This is a genomic window from Burkholderia sp. COPS (assembly GCF_019425585.1).
Taxonomy (GTDB): Bacteria; Pseudomonadota; Gammaproteobacteria; order Burkholderiales; family Burkholderiaceae; genus Burkholderia; species Burkholderia cepacia.
Window position 1 is genome coordinate 14,459 of sequence record NZ_WIXR01000066.1, and the last position, 15,397, is coordinate 29,855.

Consider the following 15,397-nt stretch of genomic DNA (forward strand, 5'->3'; position numbering starts at 1 on the left):
TATCCCTTCTTCAGACGATCTCGACCCAGTTCGCGCCGCGCCCGCCCGGCACGCGTGCGTGCGGCGACAGCGCGCCGTCGTCCTGCGAGATCGCATACACCGACACGTATTCCGACTGTTCGCCGCACGCGACGAGCCAGCGCCCCGACGGATCGATCGCGAACCCGCGCGGCTGCGTCTCGGTGGCCGTTGCGTGCGCGGGCTCGAACGTGCCGTCAGCGGTGCGGCGATAGCAGAGCAGGCGGCTCGACGTGCGTTCGCTGACGTAGGCGAAACGCCCGTCGGGGCTCAGGTGCAGGTCGGCGGCCCAGACGGAGGGCTCGGCGGGCGCGGGTGGTCGCGCATGGCCCGGCGCGAGTTCGGCGACGGCCGGATGGCGCGCACTCACGTGCACCTCGCCGAGCCGGCCGGTGTCGGGGTCGCACGCGAACGTGGCGAGCGTGGCCTGGAATTCGCTGACGACGACGAGCGTTCGGCCGTCGCGCGCGAACTGCAGGTGGCGCGGGCCGAGCCCGGCCGGCACGCGCGTTTCGCCGTGTTCGAGCGCGCGCAGGCCGGCCGCGTCCTCGACCAGCGCGAAGCTGAACACGCGATCCGATCCGAGCGAGCTGACATAGGCGAAACGGTTGTCCGGCGACACGATCACCGAGTGAGCGTTCGCGATGCCGCCCACGACCTGCAGCGGCGTGCCGTCGCCGTCGCGCACGCGCGCGGCGTCGTAGAGGCTCAGCGAATTTCCGCCGTACGACGCACCGAGCAGCCAGCGGCCGCCGCGGTCGAGCGACAGGTACGCATGGCTCGCGTCGATCGCGGCCGCGCCGATGCGCACGAGCGCGCCGGTGGCCGGCACGACGCGGAACGCGACGATCGTCGGCTGTTCGCCGCGCGTCGCGACATAGAGCCGCGCGCGGTCGGCCTGCACGGCGATCGGCATCGCGACGTCGGCTGCCGGATAGCGGGCGAGCGGCGCGAGCGTGCCGTCGGCCGCGAGGGAGAACGTGGCGAGGTCGGCGTCGGCGGCGTTCGAGACGACGACGGTCAGGCGGTCAGTGTTCGGCATGGCGGAGCATCGATGCGTTCGTCAGGGCGGTGTCGGCCGGCAGGCCGCGCGGCGGATCGCTGCGCCGGTGCGTGCGCGCGAACAGCGCGGCCACGGCGGCGACGAGCGACGCGATCGCGAGCGCATACAGCCCGCCCGTGATCGAACCCGTATGTTGCTTCAGATAGCCGAAGGCCGTCGGCGCGACGAAGCCGCCGAGGTTGCCGACCGAGTTGATCAGCGCGATTACGGCCGCGGCCACGCGCGTGTCGAGATAACCCTGCGGGATCGGCCAGAACAGTGACGCCGCGGCCTTGAAGCCGAGTGCGGCGAAGCAGATCGACGCGAACGACCAGGCCGGATCGTGCGACGTCGACGCGAACAGCCCGCACGCGGCGAGCACGAGCGCGAACGCGAGCCAGCGCTGCGGATGCTTCCATTTCGACGACAGCACCGCGAAGCCGTACATCGCGCCGATCGCGATCATCCACGGAATCGTGTTGTACAGGCCGACCTGGAAATCGGTGAGGCCGCCCATCTTGCGGATGATCGTCGGCAGCCAGAACGTCGCCGCGTAGATCGTCAGCTGGATCGAGAAATACAGGAAGCAGAACAGCACGATCTGCGGATCGCGCAGCAGCGCGGTGGCGCGCACCGGCACGTTCGAGCGCACGTCGCGCGTCGCGCGTTCCTCGTCGAGCGCGTTCTGCAGCGCCGTGCGTTCCTCGGCCGTGAGCCACGTCGCGTCGCGGATGTGCGATTTCAGCAGCAGCCAGCTCGCGCCGCACAGCGCGACGGAGAACAGCCCTTCGATCAGGAACATCCACTGCCAGCCTTCGAGGCCGAAGCCGCGGATCGACAGCAGCGCACCGGTGACGGGCCCGGACAGCACCGACGCGAACGCGGAGCCGCCGAGGAAGATCGCCATCGCCTTGCCGCGCTCCTGCGGCGGCAGCCATTGCGACAGGTACAGCACGACGCCGGGAAAGAAACCGGCCTCGGCCGCGCCGAGCAGGAAGCGCAGGGCATAGAACGACGTGTCGTTCCACACGAACGCCATCGCGGCCGCGACGATGCCCCACGTCGCCATGATCCGCGCGAGCCACACGCGGGCGCCGTAGCGTTGCATCAGCAGGTTCGACGGCACCTCGAACAGCGCGTAGCCGACGAAGAACAACCCGGCACCGAGGCCGTACGCGGCCGCGCCGATACCGATCGACGCTTCGAGGTGGCGGTCGACGAAGCCGACGTTCACGCGGTCGATGTAGTTCGCGATGAACATGATCAGCACGAGCGGCAGTACATGCCACTTCACTTTCGAGACGGCGGACGCGAGCGGGTCGCGTCCGGGCAGGGCGGGCGAGGGCGGGTTCAAGCGTGTCTCCGGTCGGGCGGGGTCGTGTAGTATGTCGTCGTATGACATGGTACGCCTGAGTGCCGGTGAAGACGTCGCGGGTTTACCCGGGAAATGCCCAGATATTGGGGAGATTCATGCGATTCGCCGGGCGGTTGTCAATGTCTGATGACATATGACATGAAACGAGTGCGTACCAGTGGCCGGGGTACCCGGTGGCGACCCGCGCGCGTGGTGCACTCCCCGGCAACCCGTTCGGCGGTTACTCTCGCGGCCGCTACGCCATCGACACGACGCTGTTGAGCAGCGTCTTCACGAGCACGGCTTGCCGCGTTGCGCCCGTTTTCGCGAAGATGCCGCGCAGGTGCGCGCGCGCGGTGTTCTTCGTGATGCCGGTCGCGGCGGCGGCCTCGTCGAGCGTCAACCCGTCGACGAGCAGCAGCGCGATTTCGGTTTCCATCGGCGTGAGCCGGAACAGCCGGTGCAGCATGTCGCGCGACCTCTGCGGCGACGACGCGGGATCGCGCACGAACACCGCGACGGCCGGCCGGTGCCGGCGGTCCTCGGCACCGCGGTAGGGCGCGAGCGGGCGCAGCAGCACGCTCAACGGCATCGCGCCGCCGGGGCGCGACAGCGTGGTGGCTTCGATGCGGGCGAGCGCGCCCGCGCGGAAATGCTCGAGCGCGGCCTGCAACGCCTTCTGCAGCCGGCGCTCGTCGAGCGGGCACGAGGCGTGGAGCCGCTCGTGGCGCACGCACAGCCCGTCCTGCTGCTCGATCAGCCGCTCGGCGATGCGGTTGCGCTCGATCACGCGGCCGTCCTCGTCGACGATCGCGGTGCCGACATCGAGCCGGTCGACGGTGCCCGCGTACAGCGCGCGTTCGGCGTCGAGCACGTCGAACGCCGCGTGCAGTTCGACTGCCCGCTGCAGGTGCGGCAGCAGCGTCGCGACCTGCGCGCGTTCGGCCGCGTCGAAGTCCTGCCCGCCGTGCGCGCGGCTCACGAAGAACGCGCATTCGACGCCGCGTTCGCCGCGCAGGTTCGCGCCGAGGATGTAGCGCAGGTCGAGCGGCTGTAGATACTGCCGGTAGAAATCGTGCGCGCGCCACGCGGTTTCGCCGAACAGCCGGTCGGCCGTGAAGACCTGGCCGGGCGGCTGGTCGAGGAACGGGCACAGCGCATAGAACTGCTCGCTGTACGACGGCTCGCCGGGCAGCAGCGGGCCGTGCGCCGACGCGTTGATGATGAGCCCGTGCCGTGCGCCGCCCGGGTTGCGCAGCACCAGTGTCGTGAAGCGCGCGTCGAGCCGCACGCGGACCGCTTCGAGGAAACCGGCCCACGGGGTCGCTTCCGACGGGCCCTGATAGACGAGCCCGAGCCACGCGCTGAGTTCGCGCGCCGTCCACGCCGCGTCGTCGAAGCCGTCGTGCGCGGCCGGATCGCCGGGTGCCAGCGCGATGGGCATGCTCGTGTTCTCCTGGATCGGGGGGGAGGGTTCCCGAGCCAGCATACCGGCCGCCCGGCGGCCCGCGTCGTCCGAACGGAGGAGGCGGCGCGCCCCGGCGGGCAGGCGGGCAGCCGCCGGGCTGCCCGCCTGCGGCGCCTACGCCGCGCGCTCGCGCAGCAGGTAAGCGACGATGCGCCCGGCCGCTTCGTCAGGGGACTCGGCGACCGTATCGACGCGCAGTTCGGGCCGCGCGGGCGGCTCGTACGGCGAATCGATGCCCGTGAAATGCTTCAGCTCGCCGCGCCGCGCCTTCTTGTACAGGCCCTTCGGGTCGCGCTCCTCGGCGACCGCGAGCGGCGTGTCGACGAACACCTCGACGAACTCGTCGGGGCCGGCGAGCGCACGCGCCATCTCGCGTTCCGAGCGGAACGGCGAGATGAACGACACGAGCGTGATGAGCCCCGCGTCGAGCATCAGCCGCGCGACTTCGGCGACGCGCCGGATGTTCTCCACGCGATCGGCCTCGGTGAAGCCGAGATCGCGATTGAGCCCGTGCCGCACGTTGTCGCCGTCGAGCAGGTACGTGTGCTTGCCGAGCGCGTGCAGCCGCTTCTCGACGAGGTTCGCGATCGTCGACTTGCCGGCGCCCGACAGCCCCGTCAGCCACACGATGCGCGGCGTCTGCGTCTTCTGCGCGGCACGCGCGGCGCGGTCGACGTCGACGGCCTGCCAGTGCACGTTGTGCGCGCGGCGCAGCGCGAAGTGCAGCATCCCGGCACCGACCGTGTCGTTGGTGAAGCGGTCGATCACGATGAAGCCGCCCGTGTGGCGGTTGCGGTCGTACGGATCGAACGCCACGGGCCGGTCGAAGCTCAGGTTGCACACGCCGATTTCGTTGAGCGCGAGCGTGCGCGCCGCGAGATGCTCGCGCGTGTTCACGTCGACCTTGTACTTCGGCGTCGCGCAGGTCGCGCCGACCGTCTGCGTGCCGAGTTTCACGAGATACGGGCGGCCGGGCAGCAGCGGCGCGTCGTGCATCCACACGAGCGTCGCCTCGAACTGGTCGGCCACCTCGGGCGGCGCATCCGCGCGCGCGATCATGTCGCCGCGGCTGATGTCGATCTCGTCGGCGAGCGTGAGCGTCACCGCGTCGCCGGCGTGCGCGATGTCGCTTTCGCCGCGTTGCGTGATCAGCGATGCGACGCGGCTCTCCTTGCCGGACGGCAGCACGCGCACGCGCTCGCCGACGCGGATCTCGCCCGATGCGATGCTGCCCGCGTAGCCGCGGAAATTCAGGTGCGGGCGGTTGACCCACTGCACCGGCAGCCGGAACGGCTCGTCGCGCGTCACGCGCGCGGCGAGCGGCAGCGTGTCGAGATGCTGCATCAGCGTCGGGCCCGCGTACCACGGCATCCGCGCGCCCGGCGCGATCACGTTGTCGCCGCGCAGCGCCGACAGCGGGATGCTGACGATCTCCGCCAGCCCGAGCTCGGCCGCGAACGCGCGATAGTCGGCGTCGATGCGCTCGAACACGGCCCGGTCGTAGTCGACCAGGTCCATCTTGTTGATCGCGAGCACCACGCGCCTGATGCCGATCAGCGCGACGAGATGGCTATGACGGCGCGTCTGCGTGAGCACGCCCTTGCGCGCGTCGATCAGGATCACGGCGAGATCGGCGGTCGACGCGCCGGTGATCATGTTGCGCGTGTACTGCTCGTGGCCGGGCGTGTCGGCGACGATGAACTTGCGGCGCGCGGTCGCGAAGAAGCGGTACGCGACGTCGATCGTGATCCCTTGCTCGCGCTCGGCCGACAGGCCGTCGACGAGCAGCGCGAAATCGAGCTCGCCGCCCTGCGTGCCGACCTTCTTCGAATCGGCTTCGAGCTGCGTGAGCTGGTCGTCGAACAGCATGTTCGATTCGTAGAGCAGGCGGCCGATCAGCGTGCTCTTGCCGTCGTCGACGCTGCCGCACGTGATGAAGCGCAGCAGGTCCTTCGTCTGCGCATCGTCGGCGTGCATGTTGGGCGTCGCGTGTGCGTGTGCCTCGGGCGCGGTGAGAACGTGTGCCATCAGAAATATCCCTCCTGTTTCTTCTTCTCCATCGAGGCGGCCGAATCGCTGTCGATCAGGCGTCCTTGTCGTTCCGACGTGCCCGTCTCGCGCATTTCCCGAAGGATGTCGTCGAGCGAGCTCGCGTCGCTGTCGATCGCGCCCGTCAGCGGATAACAGCCGAGCGTGCGAAAGCGCACCTTGCGCATCTGCGGCACTTCGCCTTGGCGCAGCGGCAGGCGTTCGTCGTCGACCATGATCAGCGCGCCGTCGCGTTCGACGACGGGCCGTTCCTTCGCGAAGTAGAGCGGCACGATCGGGATGTCGTGAAGCTGGATGTACTGCCAGATGTCGAGCTCGGTCCAGTTGGAGATCGGGAACACGCGCAGGCTTTCGCCCTTGCGCTTGCGCGCGTTGTACAGCGACCAGAGTTCGGGGCGCTGGCGCTTCGGGTCCCAGCGGTGCTGCTCGGAGCGCAGCGACACGATGCGTTCCTTCGCGCGCGATTTCTCCTCGTCGCGGCGCGCGCCGCCGAACGCGGCATCGAAGCCGTAATGATCGAGCGCCTGCTTGAGCCCCTGCGTCTTCCACACGTCGGTGTGCATGGCCGAGCCGTGCGTGAACGGATTGATGTCGTTCGCGACGCCGTCGGGGTTCACGTGCACGCGCAGGTCGAGGCCGAGGCGCGCGGCCGTCTCGTCGCGAAACGCGATCATCTCGCGGAATTTCCACGTCGTATCGACGTGCAGCAGCGGAAAGGGCGGCTTCGCCGGGTAGAACGCCTTCATCGCGAGATGCAGCATGACCGAGCTGTCCTTGCCGATCGAATACAGCATCACCGGGTTCTCGCTCTCGGCCACCACCTCGCGCATGATGTGGATGCTTTCGGCCTCCAGTCGCTCCAAGTGGGTCAACATCGTTCGTCTCCTTGTTTCATGCCGGCGCCGCGCGACATGTGCGGCGTTTCGTGCATGACGCCAACGGTATCGAGCGAGCGGCATGCCGCTCTTCGTCCGGGTGGACTAAACCGCGGCACGGCGGTGGAGCGGATCTTTCCTTAGTCCACCCGGACGAAGAGGTGCGCGACGCCGGCGCTTAAGGTGAGCGCTCGACCATCGGCGGAGACGACACATGACGGACGACACACGTGCCACGCAACTGCTTTCGGGCCAGACCTGGGCCGATTTCTGCGACACCCTGAAACGCAGCGGCGAGCAGATCCTGCGCGCCGAGGCGCCGGACGATCCGCTGACACGCGCGGAAGGCTTCCGTTACCTGAGCCGGCTGATGCGCATCGCGCTCGAAATGCACGTCGAATTCGCGGACGGCGCGTGGCCCGGCTTTTTCTCGCCGTCGCACGAGACTGCGAAGATCGGCGCCGACAATCCCGACAACCTGTACCAGTACGCGCGGCTCGACGGCCGTTGCGAATACCGCGTGACGGGGCGGCGCGGCACCGTGGCCTACCTGAGCTTCGGCACGCAGAAGGGCGGCTACGAGACCGACGGCAAGATGCTGCAGACGGGCTTTCTCGATGCGAAGCAGCTCGAGATCGCACCGGACGGCAGCTTCGAGATCGTGCTCGGCGAGACACCGCGCGCGGGCAACTGGGTACGCATGGAGCCCGGCACCAACGCGTTGCTGGTGCGCCAGACTTTCCTCGACCGGCGCACGGAGACACCCGCGCAACTGAAGATCGAACGCATCGGCGCGCACGACCGCCCGGCGCCGCTCGATCCGCTCGCGTTGCAGGGCGGCCTCACGCGCGCCGCGCAGTTCGTCGAGCAGACGGCGAAGCTGTTCGCCGACTGGGCTGCGAGCTACCGGTCGCACGTGAACGCGCTGCCGCCCGCCGACCAGGCGCTGTGCCAGTCGGTCGGCGGCGACCCGAACATCTACTACTACCACTCGTGCTGGGAGCTGGCCGACGACGAGGCGCTCGTGATCGACGTCGACACGGTGCCCGACTGCGATTTCTGGAACGTGCAGCTCAACAACTACTGGATGGAGTCGCTCGATTACCGGCACTTCGACATCTGCGTGAACAAGCACGGCGCGCGACGGAATGCGGACGGTGGCGTGACGGTGGTCGTCGCGGCCGCGCGGCCGGGCGACGCGAACTGGCTCGATACGGCCGGGCATCGCACCGGCACGATCTGCTGGCGCTGGGTCGGCGCCGCGCAGCCGGTGCATCCGCGCACGCGGGTCGTGAAGCTCGCCGCGCTGAAGGAGGCCGCATGAACGCGCCGATCGACCTGGTCCGCTCGCGGCTCGATGCCGGCGGACTGATCGCCGAGGCCGTGTCGCGCACGGGCGGGCTCACCGCGTTCGGCGACGGACCGTATCGCGAGGCGCTCGACGTGATGTGCGCGTCGCTGATCGATGAAGCTGGGCTGTCCGAACGCGGCGCGGCGATGATGCGCGAGAAGCTCGTCGGGCAACTCGTGAACCGGCTGGTCGTCGAGGATTACTTCCGGCGCCATCCGGAAATCGCGGACATCGCGATCGACGATCCGCTCGTGATCGTCGGCCTGCCGCGCACGGGTACGACGCTGCTGCAGCGGCTGCTGGCCGTCGATCCGCGCTTTCATGCGGCCGCGTGGTGGGAAACCCGCTACCCGGCGCCGCTCGCGGGCGAGACGCTGGCCGAGCCGGCGGTGCGCATCGCCCGCGCGCAGGCCGAAGTCGCGACGATGATCGACTGCATTCCGCAGATCCTGGCGATTCATCCGCTCGATGCGATGCTCGCCGACGAGGAGTTCATGCTGATGGAGCACTCGTTCGTATGCGCGATGGATTCGTACGCCAACGTGCCGCGCTATACGGCGTGGCTCGCGCGACAGGATCTCACGCCGGTCTATACGTACCTGAAGCGGATGCTGCAGTTCCTGCAATGGCAGAAGGCGCGGCGCGGCGTCGCGCCGGCCACGCGCTGGCTGCTGAAGACGCCGCAGCACCTGCATGCGCTCGACGTGCTGTGCCGCGTGTTCCCGCGCGCGCAGGTCGTGCTCACGCACCGCGACCCGGCGCAGACGATTCCGTCGATGGCCAGCATGGCGCACACGCTGTGGCAGATGTATGCGGACGATCCCGATCCGCTTGCCGTCGGCGCGCAGTGGAACGCCGGAATGGCACGCGCGATCGGCGCCGCGATGGCCGCGCGCGACGCGCTGCCGGCCGGCCGCTTCCTCGACGTGCGTTTCGAGGACACGGTGTCGAATCCGCTCGGCGTGGCAGAGGCCGTGTACGCGTTTGCCGGCATGCCGCTCGATGCGCGGCGGCGCACGGCGATGGCCGACTGGATGGCGCGCAACGGCCGCGACAAGCGTGCCGCGCACGACTATTCGATCGCGCGCTTCGGCTTCACCGATGCGCAGCTCGCGCGCGACTTCGCCGCGTATCGCGCGCGGCACCTGCGGGCGGCCGGCTGACGGCCGGGCTCGCGACACCAACGACAACCAGGAGACAAGCCATGTTGCTGAAGGACAAGATCGTCGTGATTTCCGGGATCGGGCCGGGGCTCGGCGTGAAGCTCGCCGTCGAGGCCGCGCGCGAGGGCGCGTGCGGCGTGGTCGTCGCGGCGCGCACGACGGAAAAGCTCGACGACGCCGAAACGCGGATCCGTGCACTCGGCGTCGATTGCGACGTGCTGAAGGTGAAGACCGACATCACCGATCGCGCGCAATGCCGGCAGCTCGCGACGCAGGCCGTCGAGCGCTTCGGCCGGATCGATGCGCTCGTGAACAGCGCATTCGTGCACGGCAGGTTTCCCGAACCGGTGGAGGACGCCGACCTCGACGGCTGGCGCGCGGTGTTCGACACCAACCTGTTCGGCACGATGGCGCTTACGCAGGAAGTCGTGCCGCACATGAAGCGGCACAAGCGCGGCGCGATCGTGATGATCAACACGCAGGCGACCCGCAAGCCGTTTGCAGGGGAAGGCGGCTACGCTGTATCGAAGGGAGCGCTCGCCGTTGCGGCAAAATACCTGGCGCGCGAACTCGGCGTGCACGGCATTCGCGCGAACAGCATCCACATGGGGTGGATGTGGGGCGTGCCGACCCGGACGTATTTCCGGCAGGCGGCGGCCGAATACGGGATGACGGAAGAGCAGGTGATCGCGCCGGTCGCGTCGAACATCGCGCTCGCGAAGCTGCCGACCGACGACGACTGCGCGCGCGCGGCGCTGTTCCTCGCGTCGGACTACGCGAACGCGGTGACGGGCGCGACGCTCGACGCGAATGGCGGCGATTTCATGCCCTGACGACGGAGCAAAGGATCATGCAGGACAACCACGACGAACGACACTTCCTTGCGTTCAACGGCGACGCGGACGGCCTGTGCGCGCTTCAGCAACTGCGGCTCGCGGAGGGCGTGCGCGGCACGCTCGTGACCGGCGTAAAGCGCGACATCCGGCTGCTCGAGCGGATCGACGCGCGCGCGGGCGACATCGTCACCGTGCTCGACGTGTCGCACGACCAGAATCGCGATGCCTGCGCGCGGCTGCTGCGCGACGGCGCGACGGTCCGCTATTTCGACCATCACTTCGCGGGCGAGCTACCCGACGATCCGCGTTTCGACGCGCATATCGACACGGCGGCCGACGTCTGCACGAGCGCGATCGTGAACCGTTATCTCGGCGGCCGGCACGTGCGCTGGGCGATCGTCGCGGCATTCGGCGACGAGTTGCCGGCGCTCGGCGGCGCGCTCGCGCGCGAGCACGGGATCGACGACGCGGAGCGCGACACGCTCGCCGAACTGGGCCTCTACCTGAACTACAACGCGTACGGCGAGTGTGTCGGCGATCTGCATTTCGACCCGGCGGCACTTGCCGACGCGATGCTGCCGTGCGTCGACCCGCTCGAGTTCGTGCGCGAGACCGCCGTGTTTGCCGCGCTGCGCGACGGCTACCGCGACGACATGGCACGGGCGTGCGCACTCGCGCCGCTGCGCGAGGTGCCCGGCGCGACGCTGGTCCGGATGCCCGATCATCCATGGGCGCGGCGCGCGACGGGCATGCTCGCGAACGAGCGGATGCGCAACGCGCCGCATGCGGCGCTCGCGGTGCTGTCGCCGCGCGCGGACGGCGGGCTCGTCGTCAGCGTGCGCGTGCCCGACGGCCGGCCGCTCGGCGCCGACGAGTTCTGTCTCGGTTTTCCGACCGGCGGCGGGCGCAAGCGCGCGGGCGGCATCAATCATCTGCCGGAAACCGAGTTCGACGCGTTCGCCGAGCGGTTCGAGGCGGCGTTCCGGCTCGATTGACGCAACGGCCCGCGACGCGCACGCCGTGCATCCCGCGCACGGTATGCGCGTCGCGGGCGGCGGATCGTGGCCGCCGGGTTGCGGCGCGATCAACCGGTCGCGCCCGCGAGCGCGGCCGGCACGTTGTGGCCGTAGCAGCGCTCCTCGACACGCTCGGCGATGCGCCAGCCGAGCGCGGTACGCGCGAACCGGTCGACGTACCACAGCCCGAGAAACATCACCTGCGTGCCGCCGTCCGGCAGCGCGACTTCCATCGGATTGAAGCAGATCGTGCGGCCGCGCGCGGTGTCGCCGTCGAGCCGGATCGACAGGTTGCCGACCAGGTGCTGGTACTGCGGAAACCGCGGCAGCACGGTGCGCAGCCACGCCTTCACGTCCGGATAACGGCCCGCGATGCCGCCCATCGCGCGATAGTCGATCGCCGCGTCGGGCGTGAACACCGCGTCGAGCGCGTCGAAGTCGCGCGTGTCGATCGCGGTCGAATACGCGACGATCAGTTCGCGGATGTCGTGATGGTCGGACAGCGTGTGCAGATCGGGCATCGGCGGCTCCCGGTCAGGCGCCGTTGCGCCGGCGTGCCGCATGGAGCGCTTCGGCGCGCCGCTTCACGTCGCGCGCGCACTGGTCGAAACCCTGTTTCACCCACGCACCGTGGTTCTGCATGATCGTGTCCGCGTTGATGCCGAGGAACTGGTCGGTCGTGAAATAACGGCAGCGTTCCGCGCCGATCGCGTCGATGTACTGGTCGCGGCGCGCGGCGTCCTTGTTGTCGTCGGTCGGGCGCTGCTCCCACGACAGCAGGCGTTCCGGTTCGCACGCGACGAGGATCTCGTCGACGGGAATCACGGTTTCCGTGCCGGGAATGCGCACCTGCATGTGCACGAAATCGCCGAGCCTGCCGGTCGTTTCGAAGCCGACGCAGAACGTGTTCCATTCGCCGTAGCGCGGGAAGTCGGTCAGCACTTCCCAGACGACGGAGGCTGGTGCGTCGATGTCGACGGTGATCGAGGTGACGAGATTCGAGGGTTTGGTCATGGCGGCGTATCGGGTGAGTAGGGGATGAGTTGGGGGTGAGTATCGGGTGAGGCCGCGCGCCCGGCCGGGCGCCGCAGCAGTCGGAAAGGTCCGCGCCGGCATCGGCCGGCGTGCGTGGCAGGGGCGGGACGCGCGGTGCCGGTAGTGGCCGGCAGGTGCCGTGCGGCGTACCCGACATCGAGCGTAGGCCGGCGCATGCGGAGAAGAATCGTCGGAATGGACTAAGGCGTTTCACCGGGGCGGCAGGGGAACGCGACGGCCGTGACCGTCGTCGATCCGCCGGCGTGCCGAACATCGACACCGCGCGGCACAGCCGCGACAATACGCGTCTCTTCCTGCTTTCGTCATCGAGGTGCCCGTGTCCGCCAAGTCGTCCGTTGCTCCCGCGATCGTCTGGTTCCGCGACGATCTGCGCGTGACCGATCAGCCCGCGCTGACGCGCGCGGTGGCGTCGGGCCGGCCGCTCGTATGCGTATTCGTCGACGACACGGACGCCGCCGCCGGGCGCGCGCCCGGCGGCGCGGCGCGCTGGTGGCTGCACGGGTCGCTGGCCGGGCTCGACGCGGCGCTTGCGCGTCATGGCGGCCGCCTGCTGCTGTTGCGCGGCGACGCGCCGCGCGAGATCGAACGCGTCGTGCACGACACGGGTGCGCAAGCGGTTTACTGGAACCGTCGTTATGCGCAACCGCAGCGCGACGCCGATGCGGCGCTGAAGGCGTCGCTCAAGGCGCGCGGCGTCACGGTCGAGAGCAGCAACGGCAGCCTGTTGAACGAGCCGTGGGAGGTGCTGACGGGCAGCGGCGGGCCGTACCAGGTATTCACCGCGTACTGGCGCGCGGCACGCCGCGATCGCGCGGTGGCCGCGCCGCTGCCCGAGCCGGAACGGATCGGGTTTCATCGCTGGCCGAAGGCCCTGAGCGACCGCGCGCTGGCGCTCGATGCGCTGGCGTTGCGTCCGTCGGCGCCGGATTGGGCCGGCGGCCTGCGCGACGCATGGCCCGCGCCCGACGAAGGCGGCGCGCACGCGCAGCTCGACGCGTTTCTGACGACGTCGCTCGCCGATTACGCGGATGCGCGCGACCGTCCAGACCGCCCCGCGACGAGCCGGCTGTCGCCGTTCCTGCGCTTCGGCAACGTGTCGCCGCGACAGGTGTGGCACGCGGTGCAGGGCGCCGCGCAGGCCGGCGGCGCGGCATGCGCGGCGGGTGCCGACAAGTTCCTGAGCGAACTCGGCTGGCGCGAATTCAGCTACACGCTGCTGTACCACTTTCCGGCACTCGCGACCGACAATTTCCGCGCGCAGTTCGATGCGATGCCGTGGCGCGACGATCCCGCCGCGCTGCGCGCGTGGCAGCGCGGGCTGACCGGCTATCCGCTCGTCGATGCGGGCCTGCGCGAGCTGTGGACGACCGGCTGGATGCACAACCGCGTGCGGATGGTCGTCGCGTCGTTCCTGATCAAGCATTTGCTGATCGACTGGCGCGCGGGCGAAGCGTGGTTCTGGGACACGCTGGTCGACGCCGATCCCGCGAACAACGCGGCGAGCTGGCAGTGGGTGGCCGGCTGCGGTGCCGACGCCGCGCCGTATTTCCGCATCTTCAATCCGGTCGCGCAGGGGCGGAAGTTCGACCCGGACGGCGCGTACGTGCGGCGCTGGGTGCCCGAGCTGACCGGCGTCGGCGCCGCATCGATCCACGCGCCGTGGGAGGCCTCGCCGCTGGAGCTCGAAGCGGCCGGCGTGCGGCTCGGCGTCGACTATCCGGAGCCGCTCGTCGAGCATGCGGCGGCGCGTGCCCGCGCGCTCGATGCACTGGCCGCATTGCCGAAGCGCCGCTGACCGCCCGCCCCGGGTTGCCGCGTCAATTGCAGAACGCGACGTGTTCGAGCAGCGCGTACGCGACGCCCGAATCGAAGTAGGCCGCGCCGCACCACGCGACGAACGCGAGCGTGCCGGCGACCAGTGCCGCGCGGATCATGCCCACGCCGCGTTGCCCGCTGCCGGACGCGCGACGCGCGCGTCGTTGATCGGCAGGTGCAGCAGCGCCGCGAGTACGCCGAGCGCGATCGAGCCGATCCACAGCGGCATGTACGAATGCGTCGCGTCGTACACGAGCGCACCGAGCCAGACACCGAAGAAGCTGCCGAGCTGGTGCCCGAAGAACACGAAGCCGAACAGCGTCGCGATGTAGCGCACGCCGAACACCTGCGAGATCACGCCGTTCGTCAGCGGCACGGTGCCGAGCCACGTGAACCCCATGACGGCCGCGAACACGTAGACGCTCGCGGGCGACAGCGGCGCGGCGACGAACACGGCCATCGTGAGCGCACGCACGAGGTACAGCACCGACAGCACGTACTTGCGCCGCAGCAGCCCGCCGAGATGGCCGCACGCATAGGTGCCGGCCACGTTGGTCAGCGCGATCAGCGCGAGCGCGACGCTCGCGTGGCGCGCCGGTAGCCCGTGATCCAGCAGGTACGCGGGAAGATGCGTCGCGATGAAGGCGAGCTGGAAGCCGCACGCGAAGAAACCCGCGTTCAGCAGCCAGAAGCCGCGATGCGCGAACGCCTCGCGCACGGCTTCGCCGATCGACTGGTCGGGGCCGGCGGCGGCGCCGGCAACCTGCGCGGGCCGGTCGCGCAGCAGCACGGCGAGCGGCGCGAGCACCACCGCGACGAGCGCCAGTGCGACGAACGCATGCCGCCAGCCGATGCCGCCGATCAGTTCCTGCGCGACGGGCACCATGCAGAACTGGCCGAGCCCGCCGATCGCGCCTGCGACGCCGAGCGCCCAGCCGCGCCGGTCGGGGGGAAACAGGCGGCTCAGCGCGCCATAGATCGATGCGAACGCCGAGCCCGACAGCGCGATGCCGATCACGAGCCCGGCACCGACCGTGAACATGCCGGTCGTCGCCGCATGCGCCATCGTGACGAGCCCAGCCGCATAGAGCAGCATCCCGGCGACGATCACGCGCAGCGACCCGAAACGATCGGCGATCATGCCCGTGAACGGCTGCGCGACGCCCCAGATCAGGTTCTGCAACGCCAGTGCGAGCCCGAACGCTTCGCGCGACCAGCCGTGGTCGAGCGACACCGGCGCGAGGAACAGGCCCTGCACGTGGCGGATGCCGAGCGCGGCGCCCATGATCAGGCCGCCGGCCAGTACGGGCAGCCAGCGGCGGCGGACTTCGTGCTCGATCGGGGTCATGCGTGT

The 15,397-nt window shown here is 69.8% G+C and carries 13 protein-coding genes; 5 read left to right on the top strand and 8 right to left on the bottom strand.

All coding sequences use genetic code 11. From position 1 onward, the window contains the following. Window positions 1-10: 10 nt before the first annotated feature. The 5 genes from FOZ70_RS35440 to cysD all read right to left on the bottom strand — a co-directional run bounded on the left by FOZ70_RS35440 (window position 11) and on the right by cysD (window position 6,890). Entirely contained in the window at window positions 11-1,060 is a 1,050-nt protein-coding gene (locus FOZ70_RS35440) for a beta-propeller fold lactonase family protein (protein WP_124923982.1), read from the bottom strand. Next, window positions 1,047-2,414 carry an MFS transporter gene (locus FOZ70_RS35445; protein ID WP_111999086.1) on the bottom strand — a complete coding sequence of 456 codons (1,368 nt, stop codon included), beginning with the start codon at window positions 2,412-2,414 and terminating at the stop codon, window positions 1,047-1,049. Before FOZ70_RS35445 ends, FOZ70_RS35440 begins: the two co-directional genes overlap by 14 nt. Window positions 2,415-2,670: 256 nt before the next feature. Next, the gene (locus tag FOZ70_RS35450) at window positions 2,671-3,858 is read right to left on the bottom strand and encodes a helix-turn-helix transcriptional regulator (protein ID WP_219707759.1); all 1,188 of its coding nucleotides are present in this window, start codon (window positions 3,856-3,858) and stop codon (window positions 2,671-2,673) included. 138 nt (window positions 3,859-3,996) lie between these two features. After that, window positions 3,997-5,910 carry a sulfate adenylyltransferase subunit CysN gene (gene cysN / locus FOZ70_RS35455; RefSeq protein WP_111999085.1) on the bottom strand — a complete coding sequence of 638 codons (1,914 nt, stop codon included), beginning with the start codon at window positions 5,908-5,910 and terminating at the stop codon, window positions 3,997-3,999. Next, window positions 5,910-6,890, bottom strand: coding sequence for a sulfate adenylyltransferase subunit CysD (cysD, locus tag FOZ70_RS35460; RefSeq protein ID WP_258025822.1), 981 nt, complete (start codon window positions 6,888-6,890; stop codon window positions 5,910-5,912). The genes cysN and cysD overlap by 1 nt, the downstream gene beginning before the upstream one ends. A gap of 130 nt (window positions 6,891-7,020) precedes the next feature. Between cysD and FOZ70_RS35465 the strand changes: the two genes are divergently transcribed. Genes FOZ70_RS35465 through FOZ70_RS35480 form a run of 4 tightly spaced genes read left to right on the top strand, consistent with a single transcriptional unit; the run spans window position 7,021 to window position 11,151 of the window. After that, complete coding sequence (locus tag FOZ70_RS35465) at window positions 7,021-8,130, top strand: DUF1214 domain-containing protein (protein WP_048026211.1); 1,110 nt, start codon at window positions 7,021-7,023, stop codon at window positions 8,128-8,130. Beyond that, window positions 8,127-9,320 carry a sulfotransferase gene (locus FOZ70_RS35470; protein ID WP_111999083.1) on the top strand — a complete coding sequence of 398 codons (1,194 nt, stop codon included), beginning with the start codon at window positions 8,127-8,129 and terminating at the stop codon, window positions 9,318-9,320. Before FOZ70_RS35465 ends, FOZ70_RS35470 begins: the two co-directional genes overlap by 4 nt. A gap of 41 nt (window positions 9,321-9,361) precedes the next feature. Continuing rightward, complete coding sequence (locus FOZ70_RS35475) at window positions 9,362-10,153, top strand: SDR family oxidoreductase (protein ID WP_060126076.1); 792 nt, start codon at window positions 9,362-9,364, stop codon at window positions 10,151-10,153. A gap of 17 nt (window positions 10,154-10,170) precedes the next feature. Then, window positions 10,171-11,151: an acetyltransferase gene (locus FOZ70_RS35480; protein WP_111999082.1), complete on the top strand. Its 981-nt coding sequence runs from the start codon at window positions 10,171-10,173 to the stop codon at window positions 11,149-11,151. Window positions 11,152-11,240: 89 nt separating this feature from the next. Here FOZ70_RS35480 and FOZ70_RS35485 read toward each other — a convergent pair whose 3' ends face one another. Together FOZ70_RS35485 and FOZ70_RS35490 are read right to left on the bottom strand one after the other, a co-directional pair. Beyond that, complete coding sequence (locus tag FOZ70_RS35485; protein ID WP_059619910.1) at window positions 11,241-11,693, bottom strand: nuclear transport factor 2 family protein; 453 nt, start codon at window positions 11,691-11,693, stop codon at window positions 11,241-11,243. 13 nt (window positions 11,694-11,706) lie between these two features. Then, a complete protein-coding gene (locus FOZ70_RS35490; RefSeq protein ID WP_048026203.1) occupies window positions 11,707-12,186 on the bottom strand; it encodes an SRPBCC domain-containing protein in 480 nt (159 codons plus the stop codon). A 358-nt stretch (window positions 12,187-12,544) separates the two neighbouring features. On the opposite strand from FOZ70_RS35490, the gene FOZ70_RS35495 reads away from it, so the two are divergent. Continuing rightward, on the top strand, window positions 12,545-14,023 hold the full coding sequence (locus FOZ70_RS35495) for a deoxyribodipyrimidine photo-lyase (protein WP_219707761.1): 1,479 nt from the start codon (window positions 12,545-12,547) through the stop codon (window positions 14,021-14,023). A 135-nt stretch (window positions 14,024-14,158) separates the two neighbouring features. On the opposite strand, the gene FOZ70_RS35500 is transcribed toward FOZ70_RS35495, so the two are convergent. Then, window positions 14,159-15,391, bottom strand: a complete 1,233-nt coding sequence (locus FOZ70_RS35500; protein WP_258025823.1) for an MFS transporter — start codon at window positions 15,389-15,391, stop codon at window positions 14,159-14,161. Between the last annotated feature and the right edge of the window lie 6 nt (window positions 15,392-15,397).

Bases quoted from the DNA above. Each gene is read 5' to 3' on its own strand.
- FOZ70_RS35440 (WP_124923982.1), bottom strand. From the start codon at position 1,060: ATGCCGAACACTGACCGCCTGACCGTCGTCGTCTCGAACGCCGCCGAC.
- FOZ70_RS35450 (WP_219707759.1), bottom strand. From the start codon at position 3,858: ATGCCCATCGCGCTGGCACCCGGCGATCCGGCCGCGCACGACGGCTTC.
- cysN (WP_111999085.1), bottom strand. From the start codon at position 5,910: ATGGCACACGTTCTCACCGCGCCCGAGGCACACGCACACGCGACGCCC.
- cysD (WP_258025822.1), bottom strand. From the start codon at position 6,890: ATGCCGCTCGCTCGATACCGTTGGCGTCATGCACGAAACGCCGCACAT.
- FOZ70_RS35465 (WP_048026211.1), top strand. From the start codon at position 7,021: ATGACGGACGACACACGTGCCACGCAACTGCTTTCGGGCCAGACCTGG.
- FOZ70_RS35470 (WP_111999083.1), top strand. From the start codon at position 8,127: ATGAACGCGCCGATCGACCTGGTCCGCTCGCGGCTCGATGCCGGCGGA.
- FOZ70_RS35475 (WP_060126076.1), top strand. From the start codon at position 9,362: ATGTTGCTGAAGGACAAGATCGTCGTGATTTCCGGGATCGGGCCGGGG.
- FOZ70_RS35480 (WP_111999082.1), top strand. From the start codon at position 10,171: ATGCAGGACAACCACGACGAACGACACTTCCTTGCGTTCAACGGCGAC.
- FOZ70_RS35485 (WP_059619910.1), bottom strand. From the start codon at position 11,693: ATGCCCGATCTGCACACGCTGTCCGACCATCACGACATCCGCGAACTG.
- FOZ70_RS35490 (WP_048026203.1), bottom strand. From the start codon at position 12,186: ATGACCAAACCCTCGAATCTCGTCACCTCGATCACCGTCGACATCGAC.
- FOZ70_RS35500 (WP_258025823.1), bottom strand. From the start codon at position 15,391: ATGACCCCGATCGAGCACGAAGTCCGCCGCCGCTGGCTGCCCGTACTG.